18 protein-coding genes and 1 pseudogene are annotated in these 21,161 nt (G+C 69.0%); 4 read left to right on the forward strand and 15 right to left on the reverse strand.

The genetic code is table 11. The annotated features are described in order from the left end of the window. The first annotated feature begins 5 nt into the window (after nucleotides 1-5). Nucleotides 6-989, forward strand: a complete 984-nt coding sequence (locus VQ02_RS10605; protein ID WP_048444152.1) for an ABC transporter ATP-binding protein — start codon at nucleotides 6-8, stop codon at nucleotides 987-989. Beyond that, a complete protein-coding gene (locus tag VQ02_RS10610) occupies nucleotides 986-2,032 on the forward strand; it encodes an ABC transporter ATP-binding protein (protein WP_048444153.1) in 1,047 nt (348 codons plus the stop codon). The genes VQ02_RS10605 and VQ02_RS10610 overlap by 4 nt, the downstream gene beginning before the upstream one ends. Before the next feature lie 89 nt (nucleotides 2,033-2,121). Here the strand turns inward: VQ02_RS10610 and VQ02_RS36910 are convergent, their stop codons facing one another. The 5 genes and pseudogenes from VQ02_RS36910 to VQ02_RS39030 form a co-directional block, all read right to left on the reverse strand. Then, entirely contained in the window at nucleotides 2,122-2,745 is a 624-nt protein-coding gene (locus tag VQ02_RS36910) for a PIN domain-containing protein (RefSeq protein WP_157080573.1), read from the reverse strand. Then, nucleotides 2,714-3,892 (reverse strand): XRE family transcriptional regulator, encoded by a 1,179-nt coding sequence (locus tag VQ02_RS35525; RefSeq protein WP_083469141.1) that lies wholly within the window; start codon nucleotides 3,890-3,892, stop codon nucleotides 2,714-2,716. The genes VQ02_RS36910 and VQ02_RS35525 overlap by 32 nt, the downstream gene beginning before the upstream one ends. Next, complete coding sequence (locus tag VQ02_RS36915; RefSeq protein WP_157080574.1) at nucleotides 3,889-5,271, reverse strand: 7-cyano-7-deazaguanine synthase; 1,383 nt, start codon at nucleotides 5,269-5,271, stop codon at nucleotides 3,889-3,891. Before VQ02_RS36915 ends, VQ02_RS35525 begins: the two co-directional genes overlap by 4 nt. Next, nucleotides 5,259-5,834 (reverse strand): hypothetical protein, encoded by a 576-nt coding sequence (locus VQ02_RS36920; RefSeq protein WP_157080575.1) that lies wholly within the window; start codon nucleotides 5,832-5,834, stop codon nucleotides 5,259-5,261. The genes VQ02_RS36915 and VQ02_RS36920 overlap by 13 nt, the downstream gene beginning before the upstream one ends. A 288-nt stretch (nucleotides 5,835-6,122) precedes the next feature. Further along, nucleotides 6,123-6,248 (reverse strand): annotated as a pseudogene (locus VQ02_RS39030) (carbohydrate ABC transporter permease); the annotation flags it as partial. 191 nt (nucleotides 6,249-6,439) lie between these two features. Here VQ02_RS39030 and VQ02_RS10615 point away from each other — a divergent pair. Next, a complete protein-coding gene (locus VQ02_RS10615) occupies nucleotides 6,440-7,666 on the forward strand; it encodes an ABC transporter substrate-binding protein (protein WP_048444154.1) in 1,227 nt (408 codons plus the stop codon). Nucleotides 7,667-7,792: 126 nt separating this feature from the next. Here VQ02_RS10615 and VQ02_RS10620 read toward each other — a convergent pair whose 3' ends face one another. Beyond that, nucleotides 7,793-10,207 (reverse strand): heavy metal translocating P-type ATPase, encoded by a 2,415-nt coding sequence (locus VQ02_RS10620; protein WP_048444155.1) that lies wholly within the window; start codon nucleotides 10,205-10,207, stop codon nucleotides 7,793-7,795. Between the two features lie 132 nt (nucleotides 10,208-10,339). On the opposite strand from VQ02_RS10620, the gene VQ02_RS10625 reads away from it, so the two are divergent. Then, nucleotides 10,340-10,996 (forward strand): DUF1007 family protein, encoded by a 657-nt coding sequence (locus VQ02_RS10625; RefSeq protein WP_245239679.1) that lies wholly within the window; start codon nucleotides 10,340-10,342, stop codon nucleotides 10,994-10,996. Here VQ02_RS10625 and VQ02_RS10630 read toward each other — a convergent pair. From VQ02_RS10630 to VQ02_RS10670, 9 genes are all read right to left on the reverse strand, one after another. After that, a complete protein-coding gene (locus tag VQ02_RS10630; RefSeq protein ID WP_245239680.1) occupies nucleotides 10,963-12,366 on the reverse strand; it encodes an ATP-binding protein in 1,404 nt (467 codons plus the stop codon). The two genes, VQ02_RS10625 and VQ02_RS10630, sit on opposite strands and share 34 nt — an antisense overlap. Beyond that, the gene (locus VQ02_RS10635) at nucleotides 12,335-13,477 is read right to left on the reverse strand and encodes a lysylphosphatidylglycerol synthase domain-containing protein (protein ID WP_048444157.1); all 1,143 of its coding nucleotides are present in this window, start codon (nucleotides 13,475-13,477) and stop codon (nucleotides 12,335-12,337) included. Before VQ02_RS10635 ends, VQ02_RS10630 begins: the two co-directional genes overlap by 32 nt. A gap of 169 nt (nucleotides 13,478-13,646) precedes the next feature. Beyond that, entirely contained in the window at nucleotides 13,647-14,276 is a 630-nt protein-coding gene (locus tag VQ02_RS10640) for a uracil-DNA glycosylase (protein ID WP_048444158.1), read from the reverse strand. Beyond that, entirely contained in the window at nucleotides 14,273-15,022 is a 750-nt protein-coding gene (locus VQ02_RS10645) for a PIG-L deacetylase family protein (RefSeq protein ID WP_048444159.1), read from the reverse strand. The genes VQ02_RS10640 and VQ02_RS10645 overlap by 4 nt, the downstream gene beginning before the upstream one ends. A 255-nt stretch (nucleotides 15,023-15,277) precedes the next feature. Continuing rightward, nucleotides 15,278-16,513, reverse strand: a complete 1,236-nt coding sequence (locus VQ02_RS10650; RefSeq protein ID WP_048444178.1) for a glycosyltransferase family 4 protein — start codon at nucleotides 16,511-16,513, stop codon at nucleotides 15,278-15,280. Beyond that, nucleotides 16,510-17,334 (reverse strand): sugar phosphate isomerase/epimerase family protein, encoded by an 825-nt coding sequence (locus VQ02_RS10655; RefSeq protein ID WP_048444160.1) that lies wholly within the window; start codon nucleotides 17,332-17,334, stop codon nucleotides 16,510-16,512. Before VQ02_RS10655 ends, VQ02_RS10650 begins: the two co-directional genes overlap by 4 nt. After that, nucleotides 17,331-18,887, reverse strand: coding sequence for a YcaO-like family protein (locus VQ02_RS10660; protein WP_245239681.1), 1,557 nt, complete (start codon nucleotides 18,885-18,887; stop codon nucleotides 17,331-17,333). Before VQ02_RS10660 ends, VQ02_RS10655 begins: the two co-directional genes overlap by 4 nt. A 23-nt stretch (nucleotides 18,888-18,910) precedes the next feature. Then, nucleotides 18,911-19,945, reverse strand: a complete 1,035-nt coding sequence (locus tag VQ02_RS10665) for a Gfo/Idh/MocA family protein (RefSeq protein WP_048444162.1) — start codon at nucleotides 19,943-19,945, stop codon at nucleotides 18,911-18,913. Continuing rightward, nucleotides 19,945-21,117, reverse strand: a complete 1,173-nt coding sequence (locus tag VQ02_RS10670) for a class I SAM-dependent methyltransferase (RefSeq protein WP_048444163.1) — start codon at nucleotides 21,115-21,117, stop codon at nucleotides 19,945-19,947. Before VQ02_RS10670 ends, VQ02_RS10665 begins: the two co-directional genes overlap by 1 nt. Nucleotides 21,118-21,161 lie beyond the last annotated feature (44 nt).

Below are 21,161 nucleotides of genomic sequence, written 5' to 3' on the forward strand. Positions count from 1 at the left end.
CCACCATGTCCCAACCCGTCCTCTCGGTGCGCGACCTGCGGGTCGAGTTCGCCACCCGCCGCGGCGTGCTGACGGCGCTCGACGGCGTCTCCTTCGAGATCGAGCGCGGCGAGGTGCTCGGCGTCGTCGGCGAGTCCGGTGCCGGCAAGTCGGTGACCGGCTCGGCGGTGATCGGCCTGATCGACCCGCCCGGCCGCATCGCCGGCGGCGAGATCCGCCTCAACGGCGAGCGCATCGACAACCTGCCCCCGGAGGCGATGCGGAAGGTGCGCGGCAAGCGCATCGGCATGATCTTCCAGGACCCGCTGACCAGCCTCAACCCGCTCTACCGGGTCGGCCGGCAGATCGAGGAGACGATCCGCACCCACACCGACCTCTCGGCCAAGGCCGCCCGCCAGCGGGCGATCGACCTCCTGGCCGAGGTCGGCATCCCGGCGCCGGAGCGGCGCATCGACGGTTTTCCGCACGAGTTCTCGGGCGGCATGCGCCAGCGGGTCGTCATCGCGCTCGCGCTCGCCGCCGAGCCGGAGCTGATCATCGCCGATGAGCCGACCACGGCGCTCGACGTCTCGGTCCAGGCCCAGATCATCACGCTCCTGAAGCGCCTCGGGCGCGACCACGGCACCGCCGTGATGCTGATCACCCACGACATGGGGGTGATCGCCGAGGCCGCCGACCGGGTGGCTGTGATGTATGCCGGGCGCGTCGCCGAGATCGGCCCGGTGGCGGCGCTGGTGGGCGATCCGCTCCACCCCTACGCCAAGGGCCTGATGGGGGCGATCCCGTCGCTGTCGCACGAGGCCGACCGCCTGGCCCAGATCCCCGGCGCGATGCCGCGGCTCTCGGCGATCCCGCCCGGCTGCGCCTTCAACCCGCGCTGCCCCAACGTCTTTGCCCGCTGCACGGTCGACCGGCCCGAGCCCCTCGTGGTCGGCTCGCACCGGGTCGCCTGCCACCTCTACGACGCGTCCGGACAGGCCGCCGCATGAAGCCCCACATCGCCTTGAAGCCCGTGATCGCTCCCCAGCCCGACTACGTGCAGGTCCGCGACCTGCGCCGCCTGTTCGACGTCTCGCGCCCCTGGCTCAACCGGGTGATCGAGCGCCAGCCGCGCCAATACTTACGCGCCGTCGACCACGTGTCGTTCTCGGTCGCCAGGGGCGAGACCCTGGCGATCGTCGGCGAATCCGGCTCCGGCAAGTCGACGGTCGCCCGCATGGTGGTCGGCCTGATGCCGCCCTCCGACGGCGAGGTCACGATCAGTGGCGTCTCGATGACCGACCCGCGCCAGGCCGCCGAGCGCCGGGCCCTGCGGCGGCGCATCCAGATGATCTTCCAGGACCCCTACGCCTCGATGAACCCGCGCTGGCGGGTCGACCGGATCGTCTCCGAGCCGATCCGCGCCTTCGGGCTCCTCAATGGCGAGCGCGAGATTCAAGCGCGGGTCGGCGAGCTCCTGACCCTGGTCGGCCTGCACCCGGACGACGGCAAGCGCTACCCCCACGCCTTCTCGGGCGGCCAGCGCCAGCGCATCGCCATCGCGCGGGCGCTCGCCTCCGAGGCCGAGTTCCTGGTCGCCGACGAGCCGACCTCGGCCCTCGACGTCTCGGTCCAGGCCCAGATCCTGAACCTGATGCGCGACCTGCAGGACCGGCTCGGCCTGACCTACCTGTTCATCAGCCACAACCTCGCCGTGGTGCGCCACATGGCGAACCGCATCGGCGTGATGTATCTCGGCCGCATCGTCGAGATCGGCGGCGGCCGCGAGCTCTTCACCGCCCCGAAACACCCCTACACCCGCATGCTCCTCGACGCGGTCCCCGACCTCGCCCATGTCGGCCGGCAGCGCGTGCCGGTGCAGGGCGAGATCCCGAACCCGATCAACCCGCCGTCAGGGTGTACTTTCCACCCGCGCTGCCCGTTCGCGAATGACCGGTGCAAGGCGGAGGTGCCGGTGTTTCGGGATGGGGTGGCGTGTCATGCGGTGGAGGAGGGAAGGTTGATGCCGGGGGGTGTGGCAGCGGTGGCGTAATGTGATGTGCCGCGGCTTGCTCTAGTCGCGGCACATTGGCCCGGACGCCTACATGATTGCGCAAACTTCATATTTATGACAAGCAATTATCACTTTGTTGTTATTCGTACATGAGCTGGTAGGCTAAGGCATTTCGATGCCCGTTCGGCGCCGAGAAGAGAAACAACGGTACTGAGATATCTATCAGGAACTCGCATACGCGCATCAACAAGCGCGTTGAAGATAGCATCAGATATAAAATCTCCGTTAAGTTTAGAAATCTTTCCGGCCTCAATTATTAGCTCTACAGTGGATATAATTTGAATTTTTGGGAAAACGATCTCCGCCAACGACGTTGCCTTGCGTTCATCAATGATCGCTGTCCCACCCAATCTTGATGCGCATACAAGCGTCGCAGCTTCTCCATCATCGAGAGTATTTTCCGCAGGCCCAATTGTCAGATTGAGAAAAGCTTGTTCATCCTCGGCTGCGCAGCGCTCAACCTTCACCCCTCCCGCACACACTAATGTGTCCATGAGTTCCGCCGCACAGCGACCTTTCGAACGCCCACGCCCCAACTCCCGCAACGCGGTATCAGTAATGCGCGGAAGTTCCCCAAATGCATTGAGTAGGCTTTCTGACTGCCCCGTCGCAAAGAGATTGATCCAAAAACTGGCATCGCCGATTAGGGGGGACACCCGATTAGATGGGGAGCCTGAGAGATGCATCTGCATCACCCCCCTCATCGTTACAGCTATCCACGATCTCGCGCACTTCCGTGCGGTCAAGACCAAGTAGGCGCGCAATTTGCCCCTCACTCAGAAGCTTACGCCGCCACGCCTCGGCCGCCATGGCCCCAAGTCTAAGTGGAACCAATTGCGCAGCCTCCAGCTTTTCGTGATCTGACTGAGTCACCCCAAGAACCTGGCGAGCCTGCTCATCGGTTATTCCATTATTTCGAGCAAACCAATCCCACGTCCCTGCCTTGGTCAGTTTTAGCTCTTCTAATCTTCGTACCATCGCCTCGCGTGAAACGCCGAAAGTATGAGCTAAGATGATGACATGACGCCTTGTTAGCTGTGACGCTCCAGCTGTCACGTCTTGGAACTTACTCATGACAGTGCGAGCAGGAGTGAGAAATGCCCGAGCGAACGTATTTGCATAGCGCTCTTCGCGACTCTCATCGGATGAACCTTCGTAAACGGCATCCGGCGCACGGCGCGTAGAAATGTAATGACCTAACTCATGAGCAGCAGTCTGCGCTCGGCGATCACGAGGGTGCGCAGCATTCAACAAAATACACGCTCCTGGCCCATCCACATAAGCATATAGACCGGAAATTTTTGCTGGAAGTTTACGCACAAAGACATGCGCACCGAGCTGCAACTCAAGCAAAGAGGCAATGTCATGCACTGGCGCAAGCCCAAGGCCTAACCACTGACGTAACTCGAACGCATCTTGCTCCGCTTGCGATGCGACATCGCCCGGTAACAGAGGTCTCTCCGGAGGATCATTACGTCTCCTTTGCACCCCGAGCAAGCTTTCTAATTCAATTTCAGCCTGCACCAGCCTCGTTAACGTATCGGTAGCCCTTTCAACTTCGACGTTTTTTTCAGGCCCCTTTCGAAACCGCGGCTTGAGATCTACGTAGACGGCTTCACGACGCAGAACAGCATTAACTGAGGTGTCATATGTGATGGCTAGACGCTGAAGCTCATCCAGCCGAATGCGACGCTGACCTTGCTCGATAGCGACGATTGTAGTACGAGCAACATTAATCGCATCTGCGGCAGCTGCCTGAGTGATCTTTGCACTTTCGCGCGCGATACGCAGCCGCTCACCTACCTCCTGAGGCGTGAATTGGTCGATATTATTGCTCATGGCCGCACTGACGCAATGTCATAGATAAAAGACTTTGAACCTACATGCCTCATGAAGTTAATCCACTCATCTCGATGCCGCTCAAGTAATTCCTGCAAATTCTTTTCTGCTGTACTCGAATTTATGTCTTCTGCGCTCGCAACCTCCCTTGCAATACGTCGCTTGACCTCTAAGTGCAGCTTCGATTCAGCCATAGACGCCAAATGATCGAGATACAGCACGCCAGCAATCGCATATTCCCTAAACGCCCTTCCAATCCTAGAAAACCCTAGTGCAGCACAGTTATCTAGACTGGGAAGCGAAAGATCATCACACACGTATGTCTTCCTAGGCTCGCTGAGACCAGCCCGATGCATGCTGATCCGGCGTAGTAAGCAAGCAGCACACACGCCGCATTGAATTCTACGACCATCAACTGACACCTGCCGCGACTGTTGCCAGCAGGAGCGTGTATTCGACAGATCGAACTTTGACGGAAGAGCAATTGCCGCGGCTATCGTCTCTCCTTTGGTACTCCAAATCCTAGGAAATTCGTAACGCGGACTTTCTCCGAATAACGAATAAAATATACTTTCGATTTTCCTCAAGAAGGTTGGATGGACGCGATAATCTGGATGCATATGACCACTAACAGTAAGAACAGGCCCAAATATACCCTGACCACTCTCTGTTACAACTACCCTTTTTACACCTGATAGATGTGCAGCGGCGCCAGTTACAACCGAGAATTTGAAGCCACGAGACCGAACCGATGACTCGCGACGATCCCTCTTTGAGACACGTACCGCATAAGGAACAACTGTAAAAGGGTAGCGACGTCGCAAAGGCACGCTCTGGTCAGAGCCTCGCGCGCCGAGCCTGACGCGCACCAAACTGTCACGCTCTTGGCTCGCAATTAGTGCGGCCACTGCGCGAGAGTCCAAGCCATCACTATAAGGCATAACGATTTTTGCTGAAGAACCTAATTCTAGCAATTGCTCTTGGGCCCGCTCCGCCGGTCGAGTACGTTTTTCGAAACTGAATTTCCATTTATCTCCAGTTAAAAGATTGGCGGCACTAACGATCGAATTTTGCACATTACTTTTTTGCCAAATTTCAGGCAAATGTACGGCAATACGTACATCGAATGATCGCGCCCAACCAAGCGGAGGCCGGCGGTGAACAATATCGCAGTATTCAATAGCCGCTGCCACTACCATTAAGTCGACAAGCAACGGCTCCCACTTTGCAAAGAAATATTTTTCCAATCCGATCGTTGATAGAATGATGTTTTTGTCGATTAAGGCAGCTCTGGCGCCATTTCTGATTTGATCTTCGTGCTGAACTGCGTCAATGAGATGCGGCACCTTGTTAGAAGCCGCATATTCTAGCGCGCGCATAGCTGAACTCCATCATCTAAATCGTTGCGAACTTTTGGCTCAAATCTCTTTATGATACTCAGGCCGTTTGAAATTGCCTTCACAAGTGCATCGAACGACGTACAATTTACAGCTTCTTCGAGTCGCAGCCGTACGCTCAACGCGCGCACTCTGTCCGATCTTCGCATGTAATGTTCTTCAACCGCCCTGATTTGACAAAGGGCTCGATCAACAAGCGACGTTTTTATTGCTTGCTCTATTGTATCAGGCGCACGCAAGCCGTCTATTAAAACGTTTTTTACGGCATCGCAAAAGGCAGCGGCGAGCGGCGAATCACATGATGACCGAAGACGATTTATTTTGTCTATCTCATTCTCGAAAAGCCCTTGCTGCGCAGATTCTTCTAATATCAAAGTCGCAGAATTGATAAGGCTTGGCCGGACCTCCGAGTGCCAATCACTAGCAAGTGCTGGGCATACAAGCTCAGCCACCTCTTCAGCACTATAGATTTGATTGTCCGCGCGATAAGCAAACCTCTTCCATGCCGATCGCATCGGTAATGTACGATGAGGTCCATCAGTCATGCCAACCTCCAATGTCGGCACTCTCTCATAGGCATTCTGACATTGTCAAGCGCATGAACGCTACCTCCTGACATTGCCGGGATGTCTCCTTTAGAAGAGGGCCAGAGCTAGTCCAGGAGTCGAAACCCAAATAAGAGCAGCTTATTCCAAGCATTACGTGGAAATTCATCAAATATTTTTGCAGCGCCGTGCAGATGCTAGATGAATTTGATCAATAATATCAAGCAAAATGGCCACGGACACCGTCCATGGTCAGCAGCGATTGCAAACTAAATTAAGAGGCCACGATCAGCTCTTAACAGCTCCCGCCATGAACCCACCCATCATATACCGCTTGAACACATAATAAATCGCGGCCGGCGGCAAGGCGTAGATCAACCCGGTGATCATCAGCAGCTCCCACGGCGACTCGTCGAGATTGGGAAGAACTCGGACCCGATCGCCCGGTGCAGCCCGGCACAGCAACAGGACTCTTGCAGGAGAGATCGCGCCGCCAGCCGCCCAGCACACCCATCACACCTCAGATCGCCCACGCCCGTGGCCGAGGCCGCGCCGGTCCCCTATCAAAAGACGGATCACGCCACAAAAACGATCAGGGGGAAGCGATGTCCGGGACGATCTTCGGAAACGCGGGCGCCGCGCTGCTCGCTGCGGCGTTGCTCGCGGCAACACCGGCCGCGGCCGACTACTCCGACAACCGCATCAAGATCGGCGTCCTCACCGACATGTCCGGGGTCTACGCCGACATCACCGGCAAGGGCTCGGTGGTCGCGACGCAGATGGCGGTCGATGACTGCCTCAAGGCCGAGTGCCGGGGGATGACGATCGAGGTCGTCTCCGCCGACCACCAGAACAAGGCCGATGTCGGCTCCAGCCTCGCCCGCGAGTGGATCGACCGCCAGGGCGTCGACGTGCTGACCGACATGTCGAACGCCTCGATCCAGCTCGCCGTGCCGCCGCTGCTCAAGGCCAAGAACCGCATCGGCCTCTTCCCGGGCGGCACGGCGCGGCTCACCGGCGATGCCTGCGTGCCGAGCCACATCGTGCAGTGGATGTGGGACACCTACGTCCAGGTCGCGGGCGTCTCCACCACGCTGACGACGCCCGGCACGAGCTGGTATCTCGTCACCGCGGATTACGCGCTCGGCAACCAGCTCGAGGCCGACACCAAGACCCTCGTCGCCCGGAAGGGCGGCCGCGTCGTCGGCTCCGTGCGCCATCCCTTCCCGGCCGCCGACCTCTCGTCGCAGATCCTCACCGCGCAGGGCTCGGGCGCCGACATCGTGGCGCTGGCGAATGCCGGCGGCGACACGATCACGGGCGTCAAGGCGGCCCGCGACTTCGGGCTGCTCGGCGGCGGCCAGCGGCTCGCGGCCTTCTTCCTCACCGTGATGGACGTGAAGAGCATCGGACTGCCGACCGCGCAGGGCACGGTGCTGACGGAGGGCTTCTACTGGGACCTCGACGAGGGCACCCGGGCGTTCTCGGCCCGGTTCCGGGCGGCCCACGGCACCGTGCCCTCGGCGATCCATGCCGGGATCTACTCGGCCGTCCGCCACTACCTGAAGGCCGCCGCCAGCGCGGGGACGGACGAGGCCGGCGCCGTGATGGCAAAGATGCACGCCCTGCCGATCGCCGACGAGGTCGTGCGCAACGCGCGCCTGCGTTCGGACGGGCGGATGGTGCACGACGTCTACGTCTTCCAGGTCAAGGCGCCCGGCGCCTCGAAGGGGGAGTGGGACTTCTACGAGCGGGTGGCGACGATCCCGGGGGAGCAGGCCTTCCGGCCGCTGGAGCAGGGGGGCTGCCCGGCGGTGAAGGAGGGACGGTAAGGGGCGCCGTCCGATGTCATGGGCCGGATTGCCGTCCCGGTCCTGTTTTCAGGTGAAGCACGCTTCCCCACTCCCGTGTGGGAGAGGGGGGATCCCGCGAACGTCTCATCGGGGTCTGGGGCAGCCTCACGCCCGCCGCAGCCGCAGGGCGTTGCCGAGCACGAACACGCTCGACAGGGCCATCGCCCCCGCCGCCAGGATCGGCGACAGCGACGGCCCACCGAAGGCCCGCAACGCCCCCGCCGCCACCGGGATCAGCGCCACGTTGTAGGCAAAGGCCCAAAAAAGGTTCTGGCGGATGTTGCGCATCACCGCCCGCGACAGCCGCAGCGCCTCGGCGACGGTGGCGGGGTCGCCGGCCATCAGCAGCACGTCGGCGCTCTCCACCGCCACGTCGGTGCCGGTGCCGAGCGCGAGGCCGGTATCGGCCTCGGCCAGCGCCGGGGCGTCGTTGATGCCGTCGCCCACGAAGGCGACAGGGCCGTACTGATCGCGCAGGGCCCGGACGGCGTCGCGCTTGCCCGCGGGCAGCACCTCGGCGCGCACGGTGGCGATGCCGAGGGTGCGGGCGACGCCCTCGGCGGTGCGCCGGTCGTCGCCGGTGACGAGGGCGATCGTCAGGCCCTGGTCGGCGAGCGCCCGCACCGCCGCGGCCGCTCCGGGCTTGATCGGATCGGAGACCGCCAGCACCGCCGCCGGGACCCCATCGAGGGCGACGTAGACCGGGGAGCGCCCCTGCGCCGCGAGGGCCTCGGCGTGGGGTGTGAGCCCCGCGAGGTCGAGTCCGGCGAGGTGGCGCGCGGCGCCGACCGCGATCGCCCGGCCGCCGGCCCGGCCGGTGATGCCGTGGCCCGGCACCGCCGCGAAGTCGGTCACCGGCGGCAGGGCCAGCCCCCGCTCCGCGGCCGCCGCCACGATGGCGCGGGCGATCGGGTGCTCGGAGCGGGCCTCGAGGGCGGCCGCCGCGGCCAGCACCGCCTCGGGATCCTGGCCCGGGGCCGGGATCAGGTCGGTGAGGCTCGGGCGGCCCTCGGTCAGGGTGCCGGTCTTGTCGAAGGCGACGACGCGCACCGCCTCCAGGGCCTGCAGGGCCTGCCCGCTGCGAAACAGCACGCCGCGCTCCGCCGCGCGGCCGGTGCCGACCATGATCGAGGTCGGGGTGGCGAGCCCCATGGCGCAGGGGCAGGCGATGATCAGCACCGCGACGGCGTGGACCAGGGCGTCGCCGAGGGACGGGGCCGGCGCGAGGGCGAACCAGGCCAGGAATGTGAGGAGCGCGAGCCCCAGCACCGCCGGCACGAACCGGGCGGTGACCCGGTCGGCGACGGCCTGGATCGGGAGCTTGGCGCCCTGCGCCGCCTCGACCATGCGGACGATCTGGGCGAGCGCCGTGTCGGCGCCGACCCGCTCGACCACGACCTCGAGCGCGCCGGTGCCGTTGACGGTGCCGCCGGTGACCGGGTCGCCCGGACCCTTGCGCGCCGGCACCGGCTCGCCGGTGAGCATGCTCTCGTCGACGCGGGAGGTGCCCTCGACGACCCGGCCGTCCGCCGGCAGGCGCTCGCCGGGACGGACCCGGACCCGGTCGCCGACCCTCAGGTCCGCCGCCGGCACCTCGGTCTCGGCGCCGTCGCGCAGGAGCAGCGCGGTCTTCGGCGCGAGGCCGACGAGGCGGGCGATCGCCGCCCCCGTGCGGCCCCGGGCCCGCGCCTCGAGGGTGCGCCCGAGCAGGATCAGGGTGACGATGAGGACCGAGGCCTCGAAGTAGACATGGGCGGCGCCTGCCGGCAGCACCCCCGGCGCCAGGGTCGCGACCACGGAGAAGAGGTAGGCCGCCCCGGTGCCGAGCGCCACGAGGGCGTTCATGTCCGGGTGGCCGCGCATCAGGCCGGGCACGCCGCGGGCGAAGAAGCGCCGCCCGGGCCCGGCGAGGACGAGGGTGGCGAGCACGGCCTGGATGCCGGCGCTCCAGCGTCCCGGCAGCAGGTCGTGGCCGGCGACGTGGGCGCCCATGTCGAGCACCACCACGGGCAGGGAGAGGAGCGCGGCGACGATCAGGTCCCGGGTCAGCGTCCCGGCCTCCCGCGGGGCCGCCGGGGCTCCGTCGGTCGGCGCCGCCACCGGGCGGGGCTCGTAGCCGGCCTCCCGCACGGCCGCCTCGATCGCCTCCAGGGGCACGAGGCCGGCGGGGTGGCGCACGCTGACCCGGCCGGTGGCGAGGTTGGCGCTCGCCGCGCGCACGCCGGGGATCGCCGTCAGCACCCGCTCGACGCGACCCGTGCAGGCGGCGCAGGTCATGCCCCCGACAGAGACCTCGCTCACCGCCTCCGGCACGGCGTAGCCGGCGTCCTCGACCGCCTCCGCGAGGGCGACCGGATCGTTGTCGGGCGCGAGGTCCAGGGTGGCGCGGCCGGTCGCGAGGTTGACGGCGACCGCCTCGACGCCCGGCACCCGCTTGAGCACCCGCTCGACGCGGCCCGTGCAGGCGGCGCAGGTCATGCCCTCGATGGGCAGGGTGAGGTGGCGGGCGGGTGCGGTCATCGGCAATCTCCCGCGCGGTATGTGGGATGCGGGGCGCCGCCGCAATACGGCACCGATCGCCGTCGGCCCCTGCAGGGCGAACATGGTTCGCGCCGACCATGGTTTCGCCGCGCTCTCCGCCCAGAGCGCGGGGTGAAGCGGGAGCGGGCGATGATCGGGCGGGTGCTGGCGGCGGCTGTGATGCTGTGCGGTGGGGCGGGGGCGGCGCTCGCCCATCCCCACGTCTGGGTGCAGGCCCGGGCCGAGCTGGTGCTCGACGGGAAGCGCAACCTCGTGGCGATCCGCGAGAGCTGGACCTTCGACCCCGAATACTCCGCCTTCGCGGTGCTGAACCTCGATTCGAAGCGCGACGGCGTGCCGGACCAGGGAAAGCTCGACGAGCTCGCCGCGCAGCGCCTGGAGGCGATGGCCGAGACCGCCTTCTTCACGCAAGGCAAGCTCAACGGGCGCCCGCTCGCCCTTAAAGGCGGTCCCTCCCCGAAGGCGAGCTTTTCCGACGGCCGCCTCACCCTCGACTTCACCCTGGTGCCGCAGGGACCCGCCGGCCCGGTGCGCACGCTCGTGGTGAGCTTCGACGACCCGGACTTCTACGTCGCCTTCGGGTTCCCGGCCGGCGAGCCGGTCCGCCTCTCCGGCACCGCCGAATGCGTGCTGAAGCTCAGCCGGCCGGCCCGGCAGGCGCGGGAGGGCGAGCAGCTCATCCCCGACGAGGAGGCCACCGGCACGCCGGGCGCCGCCGCCGCGGCGGCCGCGGACTATACCGGGCGCCTGCTCGTCGCCTGCCCCTGATCGGCCGGCTCCTTCGCCTCGCCGTGGGCCGGGATCAGGGCCCGGAACACCGCGCCCTCCCCCGGGGTGCTCTCGATCACCAGCCGGCCGCGGTGGCGGTTGAGGATGTGCTTGACGATGGCGAGGCCCAGGCCCGTGCCGCCCTGCTGGCGGCTGGAGGCGGCGTCGACGCGGTAGAAGCGCTCGGTCAGGCGCGGCAGGTGCTCGGGGGCGATGCCCGGGCCCTCGTCGCGCACCGCGATCTCGACCTGCGGCGGCCGGCCGTCCTCCGCCGGGCGGCTCCCCACGTGGATCTCGACCCGGCCGCCGTCGCCGCCGTACTTGACGGCGTTCTCCGCCAGGTTCTCGATCACCCGCAGGATCTCGTCGCGGTCGCCGAGGATCCGCTGCGGCCCCGGCTCCGCCTCCAGCGCGATTGTCACGCCGCGCTCGCGGGCGAGCACCCCGAGGGAATCGGCGATCTGGCGGGCGAGCGGCACCACGTCGACCACCTGGGTCGGCGGCACGTGGGCGCGCAGCTCGATCCGCGAGAGCGACAGGAGGTCGTCGATCAGCCGGGTCATGCGCAGGGCCTGCACCCGCATGATGCCGAGGAAGCGCTCGCGGGCCCTGGCATCGTCACGGGCCGGGCCCTGCAGGGTCTCGATGAAGCCGAGGAGCGAGGCCAGCGGCGTGCGCAGCTCGTGGCTGGCATTGGCCACGAAGTCGACCCGCATGGTCTCGAGGCGCTGGGCCGAGGTGAGGTCGCGCAGGAAGAGCACCACGTTCGGCCCAGCCCGCGCCGCCCCGCCGCCCTGCATGGCGCCGATCTGCACCTCGAAGGTGCGCTCCGTCGGCACCCGGGGGGAGTAGAGCGTCTTCAGGGGCTCGCCGGTGCGCAGGACAGTCTCGATGCCGGCGAGCACGTCCGGGTCGCGCAGGGCGAAGGAGAGCGGGTGGCGGGGCCGCAGGGACGGCAGCAGGGCGCGGGCGGCGGCGTTCGTCTCGATCACCAGGGCGCGGCGGTCGATCAGGATGACCGGATCCGGGATGTTGGCGAGCAGCGCCTCGGCGAGGCCGTGGCGGGTCCGGCCCGGCTTCGCCTCCGACCGGAGCACCGGCTCGCTCCGGCGCGGAGCCGCCACGAGGCCGCCGACCACGACGGCGAGGAGCGCAGCGAGCCCGGTGCCGAGGTCGAGCCCGTGCTGCCAGACGCTTCCCGCCAGGAGGACCAGCGCGGCGCAGGCCGCGCCCCGCCAGCCCGCCCGCCGGGCCGACGAGAGCGCCCCGGAGGCACCGGGCAGGAGCGGCGGCGCCGGGGCCGGGTCGTCGTCCGGCGGATCGAGCAGGGGAGCCGGGTCAGGGCGTCGCGTCGCTCTCTGCGGCATCATCGTCCGGCGCCTCCCGCGGGGTGAGGCGCGCCCGCTTGGCGATCTCGTAGGCGCCCAGCGCCGCGAGCGCCACCACGAACGGCACCAGGTAGTAGCAGACCCGGAACAGCAGCAGGGCGCCGAGCACCGATTCCCGCGGCAGGCCGGAGAGTGCCAGCAGCACCGTGGCCTCGAACACCCCGAGCCCGCCCGGCGCGTGACTGGCGATGCCCAGCATCGCGGCGAGCACGTAGATCGCCACGAAGGTCTCGAAGCTGACGCCGTGGCCGGCCGGCAGCAGGACGTAGAGCACGCCGGCGGCGGCGCAGACGTCGCCGGCGCCGACCAGCATCTGGCTCAGGGAGAGCTTCAGCCCCGGCAGTTCCAGGCGCCAGCCCCGCACCTTGACGCTGCGGCGCTTGAGCGTGACCCAGACGAGATAGGCCAGCACCGCGGCCAGCGTCGCGACGCCGAGCCCCTGGTTGAACATCGGGCTCGTGTAGGTGAGCCGCGAGAGCGGCTCGGCCTCGCGGATCAGGCTGATGCCGAGCACCGCCCCCATGCCGAGCCAGAAGGTGAAGCCGGCCACGATGGTGAGCGCGGCGATGCGCCCGGGGCTGAGTCCCTGGGCCGAGTAGATCCAGTAGCGCACCGTCCCGGCGGTGAGCAGCGGGAAGCCGAGGTTGAAGCTCACCGCGTAGCTGGTGAAGGAGGCGAGCGCGGTGGTGCGGTAGGGCACCTTCAGCTTGAGCTGGCGCAGCGCGAGCGCGTCGTAGCAGGTGAGGAAGAGGTAGCTCACCGCCACCAGCCCAATGGCGAGCCCGACCTGCTCCGGCGTCGCCGCCAGGAAGGCCGTGCGCAGCTCCGCCCAGGTGACGGTGGAGACGAGCTTGCCGAGAACCCCGAGGGAGATGACGAACAGCACCACGCTGGCGAGCGTGCCGATCCAGGCGTAGCGACGCCGGTGACGGGCACGGCGCTCATCCGGCGCCTGCCGGTCCGCAGGAGCCTGCGGGTCGCGGCCCGGATCCTGCCCGGCCGGATCCTCGTCGCGCGGCGGCTCGCCCTGCGCGCTCGGGTCGCGCAGGCGGCTGGCCTGCGCGAGGTGCTTGTCCTGCGTGGCGAAGTTCATCGCGTCGGCGTCCGACCCCGCTGGTCGCCGGCGCGAGCCCGCGGCCGATCGCGGCCAGGCTCGCGCCCTGTAGGTGCCCGGCGGCACTCCGACCGAGCCCCGCTCGCCAAGGCGCCATGTAGGCCGTCTGCCGGCGAATGACCAGCCGGACCGTCGGTCAAGCCGCACATCAGCCCGGGAGACCGAGGTGGCGGGCCGCCTCGGCCAGGCCGGCGGCGATCCGCGCCGGCACCGCCGGGCTGGTGCAGACGTAGGTCGGGCTCGGATGCGGGATCGCGACCTGGGGCAGGTCCGGGCGCGCCTCGGCGAGGAGCGGTGCGAGGGTCTGGGAGACCCGGCCGGAGAGGACCACGACGGCCAGGTTCGGCATCAGGGCGAGGAGCGGCGGGAGGTAGGCCTGGGCCGTCCGGATCTCGGCCGTGCGCGGCGCCCGGTTGCGGGCGCCGGGGGCGTGGATCACCCACGGCACGGCGTTCCAGATCAGGGTGTCGGCCCGCGGGATCCCGGCCCCGGCGAGGAAGCGAAAGAGGTTGGCGGCGGTGCCGGTCGGGTTGTCGCGGGAGACGAAGGCGGTACGGCCGGTGGCCGGCCCCGGGGTCTCGAGCAGCAGCAGCAGGCGGGCCGCCACGCCGCCGTCGAGGGGGTCGGCCTCCGGCACCGGCAGGCCCCGCTCGGCCCGGATCCGTTCCGCGAGGCGGCGCAGGGGCGCGAGGTGGGGGCTGGCCGCGACGAGGGCGTGGCGCGCCGCGACGGCGCCGGAATCGGCCAGGCTCTTCGGGGCGGCCGGCTGGCCGCTCACCCGAGGGCGAGCCCGTCCGGCAGGGTGCCGGCGAGGCGGAAATGCTCGCGCGCGCCCTCGGCGCTCAGGCGCTCGGCGAGCCCAGCGGGCCCGCCGAACTGGAAGCCGATCTGGCTCGCATAAGCCGCGCAGGCGGCGTGCTTGGCCGCCTCCTCGTCCGGGGACAGGCGCACGGTGAGGGAGGCCAGGCCCGCGAAGGCGTCGCGGAACGGCTCCCGCGGGTCGGGGTGGCGCACGGTGTAGGGAAAGTCGCGCCACCACAGCACCGGGCAGGCCGGCGCCAGGGCGGTGAGCGCGCGCACCAGCTGCACGTGGTCGACATGGCCGCCCACCCCCTGCGGGGCCAGCAGCAGATCCGGCACCGCCTCGTCCATCAGGCGGGCGAGCAGAAGGCCGAGATCGTCCGCGAGCGTGTCGTCGGGCCGGGTCTCGGCGAAGAGTTCCGGCGCCGAGGCGTAGCCCCGGTGCGGCGCTTCCCTCAGGGCGACGTGGACCGGGGGATGGAGGCCGAGGGCGGCGGCCGCCGCCCGGTCCTCGTCGCGGCGCAGGGCCATGTAGTCGACGTCCGGCCCGAGCCCCTTGTCGAGCTGGCAGGCCAGGGCGAAGCCGGTCGGGTCGGGCACGCTGGCGGTGAGCAGCGTCACCATCACCACCCGCCACCCCCCGCTCGCGAGCTGCGCCAGGGTGCCGCCGCAGGAGAAGGCGGCGTCGTCGAGATGGGGCGAGAGGGCGAGGGCTGTGGGCATGAGACTCGACTTGCGACGACCGATGTGACGCGGGTTTCCCCTCTCCCCGGGGGCGGGGAGAGGGCTGCGCGCCCCTCGTCGGGGGCGCAGCAAGCCCGCAGGGCGGGGGTGAAGGGGTGTGACCGGAGGAGGCACATCCGGGAACGTCCCCTCACCCTCGGCTACCGCCTCGCTCCGTCGACCATGACGTCGCCGAAGCCCTCTTCCCGCCCGCGGGGAGAGGAGGGATGCGCGCGAGCCCCGCTGGAGGTGCCCTCACAACAGGTGCGGCTCGGCCCGGAAGCGGCAGCCGGGATCGTGCGGCAGGTCCGGGTCGAAGGCCGGGTCCGGGCGCTCCCCCTTCACCGCCGCGTAGACGTCCATGATCTGGCGTCCCACCGCCTGCCAGGAATAGACCCGCCGGCACTCCTCCAGGGCCGACGCGGCGAGGCGGGCGCGCAGGGAGCGGTCGGTGATGACCCGGTGCAGCGCCTCGGCGAGCGCCGTCACGTCGCCGGGCTGGACCAGGAGCCCGTTCTCGCCGTCGCGCAGGCAGTCCGAGACGCCGACCGAGTGGGTCGAGACCACCGCCTGGCCCGCCGCCATCGCCTCCAGGATGGTGTTGGAGAACCCCTCCGCGTAGGTCGGCGAGACGAAGACGTCACCCATGGCATAGAGGGCCGGCACCGCGTCGTAATCGGCGTAGCCGGTGAAGCGCAGCTCGGCCTCCGAGAAGCCCAGATCGGCCGCGAGCGACCGGGCCGGCTCGACGTCCGGGCCTATCCCCGAGACGACGGCGGAAAACGGCGTGCCGCGCAGGCGCAGCAGGCTCAACGCGTCGAGGAAGTCGAGCACGCCTTTCCGGCGGTCGACCCGGCCGTGGTAGAACAGCCGCACCGGGTTGGCGGCGTCGCCGGGCTGCCAGCCCTCCGGTGGGCGGAAGCGCGCGGTGTCGACGGCGCCCGGCACGATGGTGAAGCGGTCGGGGTCGCTGCCGAGCCGGTCGCAGACCTCGGCGACGAAGGAGCGTCCGCCGATCAGGAGCGCGTTGGCATGGGCGAGCACCCGCACCATGGCGAGGCGGTGGGTCTCGCAGCACGAGCCGACCCAGTGGCCGTCGCCGCCCTGGATCGAGACCACGTTCGGCACACCGAGCTGCTTGGAGGCGATCAGCGTCGCGAAGCCGGTGGGATAACCGTACTGGGCGTGCAGCACGTCGAACGGCGTCGTCTCGTGCTCCGCCGCGATCGTCTCCACCATCGTGGCGATGTCGCGCTCGAAGTCGCCGCTCTCCTGCTCGCCGAGCTGCTCGAGGCCGATCACCCGCACGCCGGGCACCGGCGGCGGCGGGCCGCCGCCATAGACCCTGGTGCCGAAGGCGTCGCCCCGGTACTGGCTCACCATCGTGACGTCGTGGCCGGCGCCGACGAGTTCGCGCAGGAGGTTCTGCGCGTAGACGCTCATGCCGGAAATCGCCGGGAAGTAGCGCCGGCTGACGAAGCACACCCTCATCGCCGGCACTCCCGCAGGTAGCGCAGGGAATCCGGGATCATCCGGTCGGCCCGGTGGCTCTCGCGCGAGAGCTCGACGCAGACGAGCTTATCGAAGTTGATCGCCTCCAGGGCGTCGAGCACGCCGGCTACGTCCATGTCGCCCTCGCCGAAGGGCAGGTGGATGTGGGTGCCCCGCGCCATGTCCTCGATCGCCACGGTGCCGAGCCGGTCGGCGAACTCCGTCACGGCGGCCGCGGGCTCGCGCTCCTGCGTCACCAGGCAGTGGCCGGTATCGAGGGCGAGGCGCAGGCCGGGCAGGCCGAGGGCGGCGTAGTCGTCCAGGGTCTCGATCAGCATGCCGGGCTCGGGCTCGAGCGCCGCGACGACCCGGCGCTCGGCGGCGTAGGCCACGACCTCCTCCAGGCCCGCCCGCAGCCAGTCCCTCGCCTCCGCCGGATCGACGCCCGGCTTCGGCACGCCGGCCCAGAACGACACCGCCTCCGAGCCGAGGATCGCCGCGATGTCGATGGCGCGGTGCAGGAAGGCGACCCGGCGGGCCCGGCCGGCGGGGTCCGCCGTCACCAGGGTCGGCTCGTGCTTGGCCCGCGGGTCGAGGAGGAAGCGGGCGCCGGTCTCGATCACCGAGCCGAGGCTCAAGCTGTAGAGCCGGCCGCGCACCCGCTCGGCCTCGCGCGCCCAGTCCTCGGCGAACGGATCGAGGTGGTGGATGTCGAGGGTGAGCGCGACGCCGTCGTAGCCGGCCTCGGCGATCAGGCTCAGGGCGTCGTCGAGGCGGTGGTTGGCCGCCCCGTTGGTGTTGTAGGCGAAGCGCAAGGTCATGCCGCCCTCCCCCGGCGCTCGAGGCGGAACGGCGCGTGGTGCGATTCCGGCTCGCGGTAGAGCGGGTAGAGCGGTCCGACGATCGCTTCCGCCAGGGCGACGTCGAACAGCGGCTGGCCGCCGAAGCGTTCCAGCGCCTCCGGCGTCAGGCGCACCGGGCGCAAGCTCTCGCTCTCCTCACCGAAGCAGATCAGCGGGTGGTCGCGCTCGATGAGCTTTCGCGTGTTGCGCTCGCCGATGCGGTAGTAGCTCATGGTCTCGACCTCGAGCCCCGGCACGATCGCCTTGACGATGCCGACGCCGCCACCCGGCGGCGAGGCGTCGACGTAGAGAACGTCGAAGCCCCCGGCCTCCAGCCGCTCGCGGGCGATGCGGCCGCGGTCCTGGCCGGTCGGGGCGGGTTGCGTCGGCAGGTCGGTGAAGCGCTTCGTCGCGCGCTCGGAATAGACCGTCTGGCTGAGGAAGCCCCGCAGGGTCTCGGCCGGCTCGCCGATCCAGTCGAGCATCGCGGCGAGCGCCCGGCCCTCCTCGAGGTCGAGGCTCGGCAGGGCCTTCTCGATGAAGGCGTCGACGTAGCCGGGCGGAGTGATCGAGCGGGCAAGGTCGAGGGGACCGTGCCCGAAGGTCTTGCGCACCCGCGCCGCCTGGAACTCGAGGATCGCCTTGCGCAGGGCCCGCTCGCGGTCGGGATCGCAGGCCTCGCCGCAGGCCGAGAGCGCGATCGGCGCAGGCGTGCGCGAGGCATCGACGTCGTAGCCGACGCAGTAGACGTTGGTGAAGCCGAACTGGTCGGTGGCGAACTTGGGCATCGCGCGGATGCCCAAGGATTCGAGCCGGTCGAGCATGCCCCTCGTCTCGGGGGCGAGGCCCTCCGATGTGTCGAGCATCACGCCCTGGTCGAGGGCGCGGAACAGGAGGCCGTTGCCGTCGCGCTGGAGCAGTTCGAGGAGCCCATGCCCGAGGGCGAAATCCACGTCCGGCCCGGCGCCGAGCCCGTTGGTGATGAGGTTGGTGAAAGGCTGGTAGCCCGGCGACAGCTCGAAGTAGTCGGTCGCTGCCAGATCGAGCGGCATCAGCACGGTCTCGCCGGTGCGCGCCCGCACGGTGCCGGTCCATTCGAGGACGGTGTCGCGGTTCACGGGGCTGCCCGCCGGCAGGCCGAGGGTGAGCGGATCGGCGACCGACGTGGCGCCGAAGACCCGCACGAGGTCGTGGTAGCTGCCGCGCTCCTTCTTGCGCGGGATCAGCGCCAGGCTCGGCATCAGGTTCTCGGCGATCTCGGCCACCGAGCCGATGATCGCCTCGTCGTCGGTGGCGCCGTACCCGATGCCGCTCGGCATCGCGCCGACGAAGTAGGGATCGTCGAGAAAGAGCGAGACGAACCAGCACGGCACCCCGGTGCGGTCGAGGGGTGCGAGCGGGAAGCCGACGATCCGGCCCGGCGGCAGCACGTCGAGATAGGCCCGGACCGCGTCCGGCAGGCGCGCGGGCAGGCCCTCGATGACCCGCGTCTGGCCGTAGGTGTAGGGGCGGGGTGCGGTAGGTCTGTCCACGATGCGACGACTCCTCGCGGGCCTCAGGCGGCCGGCGCGACGGCGGGAAGATGCGAGGGGGATGCGGCGTAGGCGCGGGCGAGGAGCCGCATGGTGTGCAGGTCGCGCCCGGCCGACCAGGCGCCCCGTCCGGCCGGGTCGCGCAACGCGCGTCCGAAGGCCCGCACCTGCTCCAGGAACGGCGAGGCCTCACCGTCGAAGGCGAGCGACACGGCCTTGCCCGTGGCGCCGTCGGTGAAGGTGACGCGCCCCCCCGCCTCCTGGCCCATGGTGTTCTCGGCCACGAGCAGGCCCTTCGTGCCGGCGATCTCGAGGCGCCGGCGCGGCAGCGCGTCGGGGCAGTTGTAGGCGACGTGCAGGCTCGCCAGCACGCCGGAGCCGGTCCGGCCGATGAGCAGCGCACCGTCGTCGACGGCGTAGTCCTGCGCCCGGGCCTGGGTGAGCGCGGTGATGTCGAGGATCGGCTCGCCGAGCAGGAAATCCGTCAGGTCGAGGCCGTGGGGAGCGAGGTCCATCAGCGCGCCGCCGCCGGCCTGGGCCTGGTCGATGCGCCAGTTCTGCTGTCCGGGAATTGCCGTCCAGGCCCGGTCGAGCCAGCAGGCGTAGACGATCCGCACCGCCGTGACGGTGCCGACCCGGCCGGCGCGGATCTCGTCGCGCAGCAGACGGTGGGCCGGGTGGTGGCGCTGGTCGAAGGCGGTGCCGTAGAGGATCCCGGTGCGGGCCACCGCCGCCGCCATTGCCTCGGCGTCGGGAAGCACCGCCGCCATCGGCTTCTCGCACAGGATCGCCTTGCCGGACGCGGCCAGGGCCTCGACGGCGCCGCGATGGAGGTGGTTGGGCGTCGCGACGTAGACCGCCTCGACCTCCAGCTCGGCTAGCAGCCCGGCGAGGTCGGCGTGGCCCCGCGCGCCGAGGCGGCTGGCCGCCTCCCGCGCCTCCGCCCCGGGATCGCAGACCGCGACGAGGCGGTGGCCGGCAGCCCGGATCGCCGGCGCCATGAAGTCCCGGGCGACCCAGCCGAACCCGACGATGCCCCAGCCGACTGCGTCAGGCATCACCAGCGCTCCGGCAGGTCGACGAACTCGCGGATGCGGGCGCGGTCGACGGTCTCAGGCGTCGCCTCCAGGGTCTCGGGGCCCGCGGAGTGCATCGGATAGGTGGCGCGGGGCGCGTACTCGTCGCGGTAGCGCTCGGAGGGCCAGGCGACCGCGTAGCCGCCGGAGGGATCGGGCCGGTAGAGCGGATTCAGGCGCAGGTGCGCGCCTTCCCGCGGCAGGGTCAGCCCGTCGACGAGGGGGCGGGGCGCCGGCCGCATGCCGGGGCCGCAGACCACCGAGAACGCCTCGACGTGGTCGAGGGCGGCAGGCTCGGCCGGCACCGGCGCGCGGGCCTCGACGAGCGCCCGGGTTAGCTCGTCGTCGTCGTAGACGAGCCCGTCGGGAAACAGCTCCTCGATCTCGGCGGCCGAGACCGCGTGCCCGGCCGAGAAGCCGGGCCGGGCGCTGTTGTGGACGTGGCTGAGCGCCAGCCAGCCCTCCTCGCCGGCGGTCTTGCGCAGGCAGTCGAGGATACGAGCCTTCTCCGGCAGGAAGTAGAACGCGTCGTGGCACATCACGAGGTCGACCGGAGCCTGGTCGATCGGCCAGTGCGGCGAGGCGGCGTCGAAGCAGACGAGCTGCGGGCGCTGCCCGGCGACCCAGTGGCGGGCGACCCAGAGCTTGGCGAACACCACGTCGCCGCCCGACACCCGCACGCCCCGCCCCTGCAACTCGCGCAGGTAGTGGCCGATGCCGCAGGCGAGCTCGAAGGCGCAGGCCGGCTTGTTCCAGTGCGCCTCCAGCAGGGCGAGGCCGGCGAGATAGGTCGGGTCGCTCCAGCGATGCACGAAGTAGTCGCCGACCCGGCCCCAGCCGAGGCGGGCGCAGGCCTCGCGCAAGCTGACGTACTTCATCTCCCGCACGAGGTCGCGCAGGGTCGCGGGGTCGGCGCGAGGGCCGGTCCACCACTCGTCCTGGTCGGCGAGCAGCAATTCGAGGGCGTGGCCCGGCGCGCCCTTGTCGAGGTGGCCCAGCACCTCGCGCACGAGGTCGTCGCGCCCGACCCGCAGGTAGGGGATGCCGTCGACCACCGGCCAGCGCGGACCGCGCTTGCCCTCGCGCAGGGAGTGGGGCGTGTCGTGGTGCAGCGCCTCGCCGGTCACCGGCGAGAGGAGCCCGAACGGGATCACGGATGCGTTTCCTCGCGGCGCCCACCACTCGGCAGGCTCTGACG

The organism is Methylobacterium variabile (assembly GCF_001043975.1).
Taxonomy (GTDB): domain Bacteria; phylum Pseudomonadota; class Alphaproteobacteria; order Rhizobiales; family Beijerinckiaceae; genus Methylobacterium; species Methylobacterium variabile.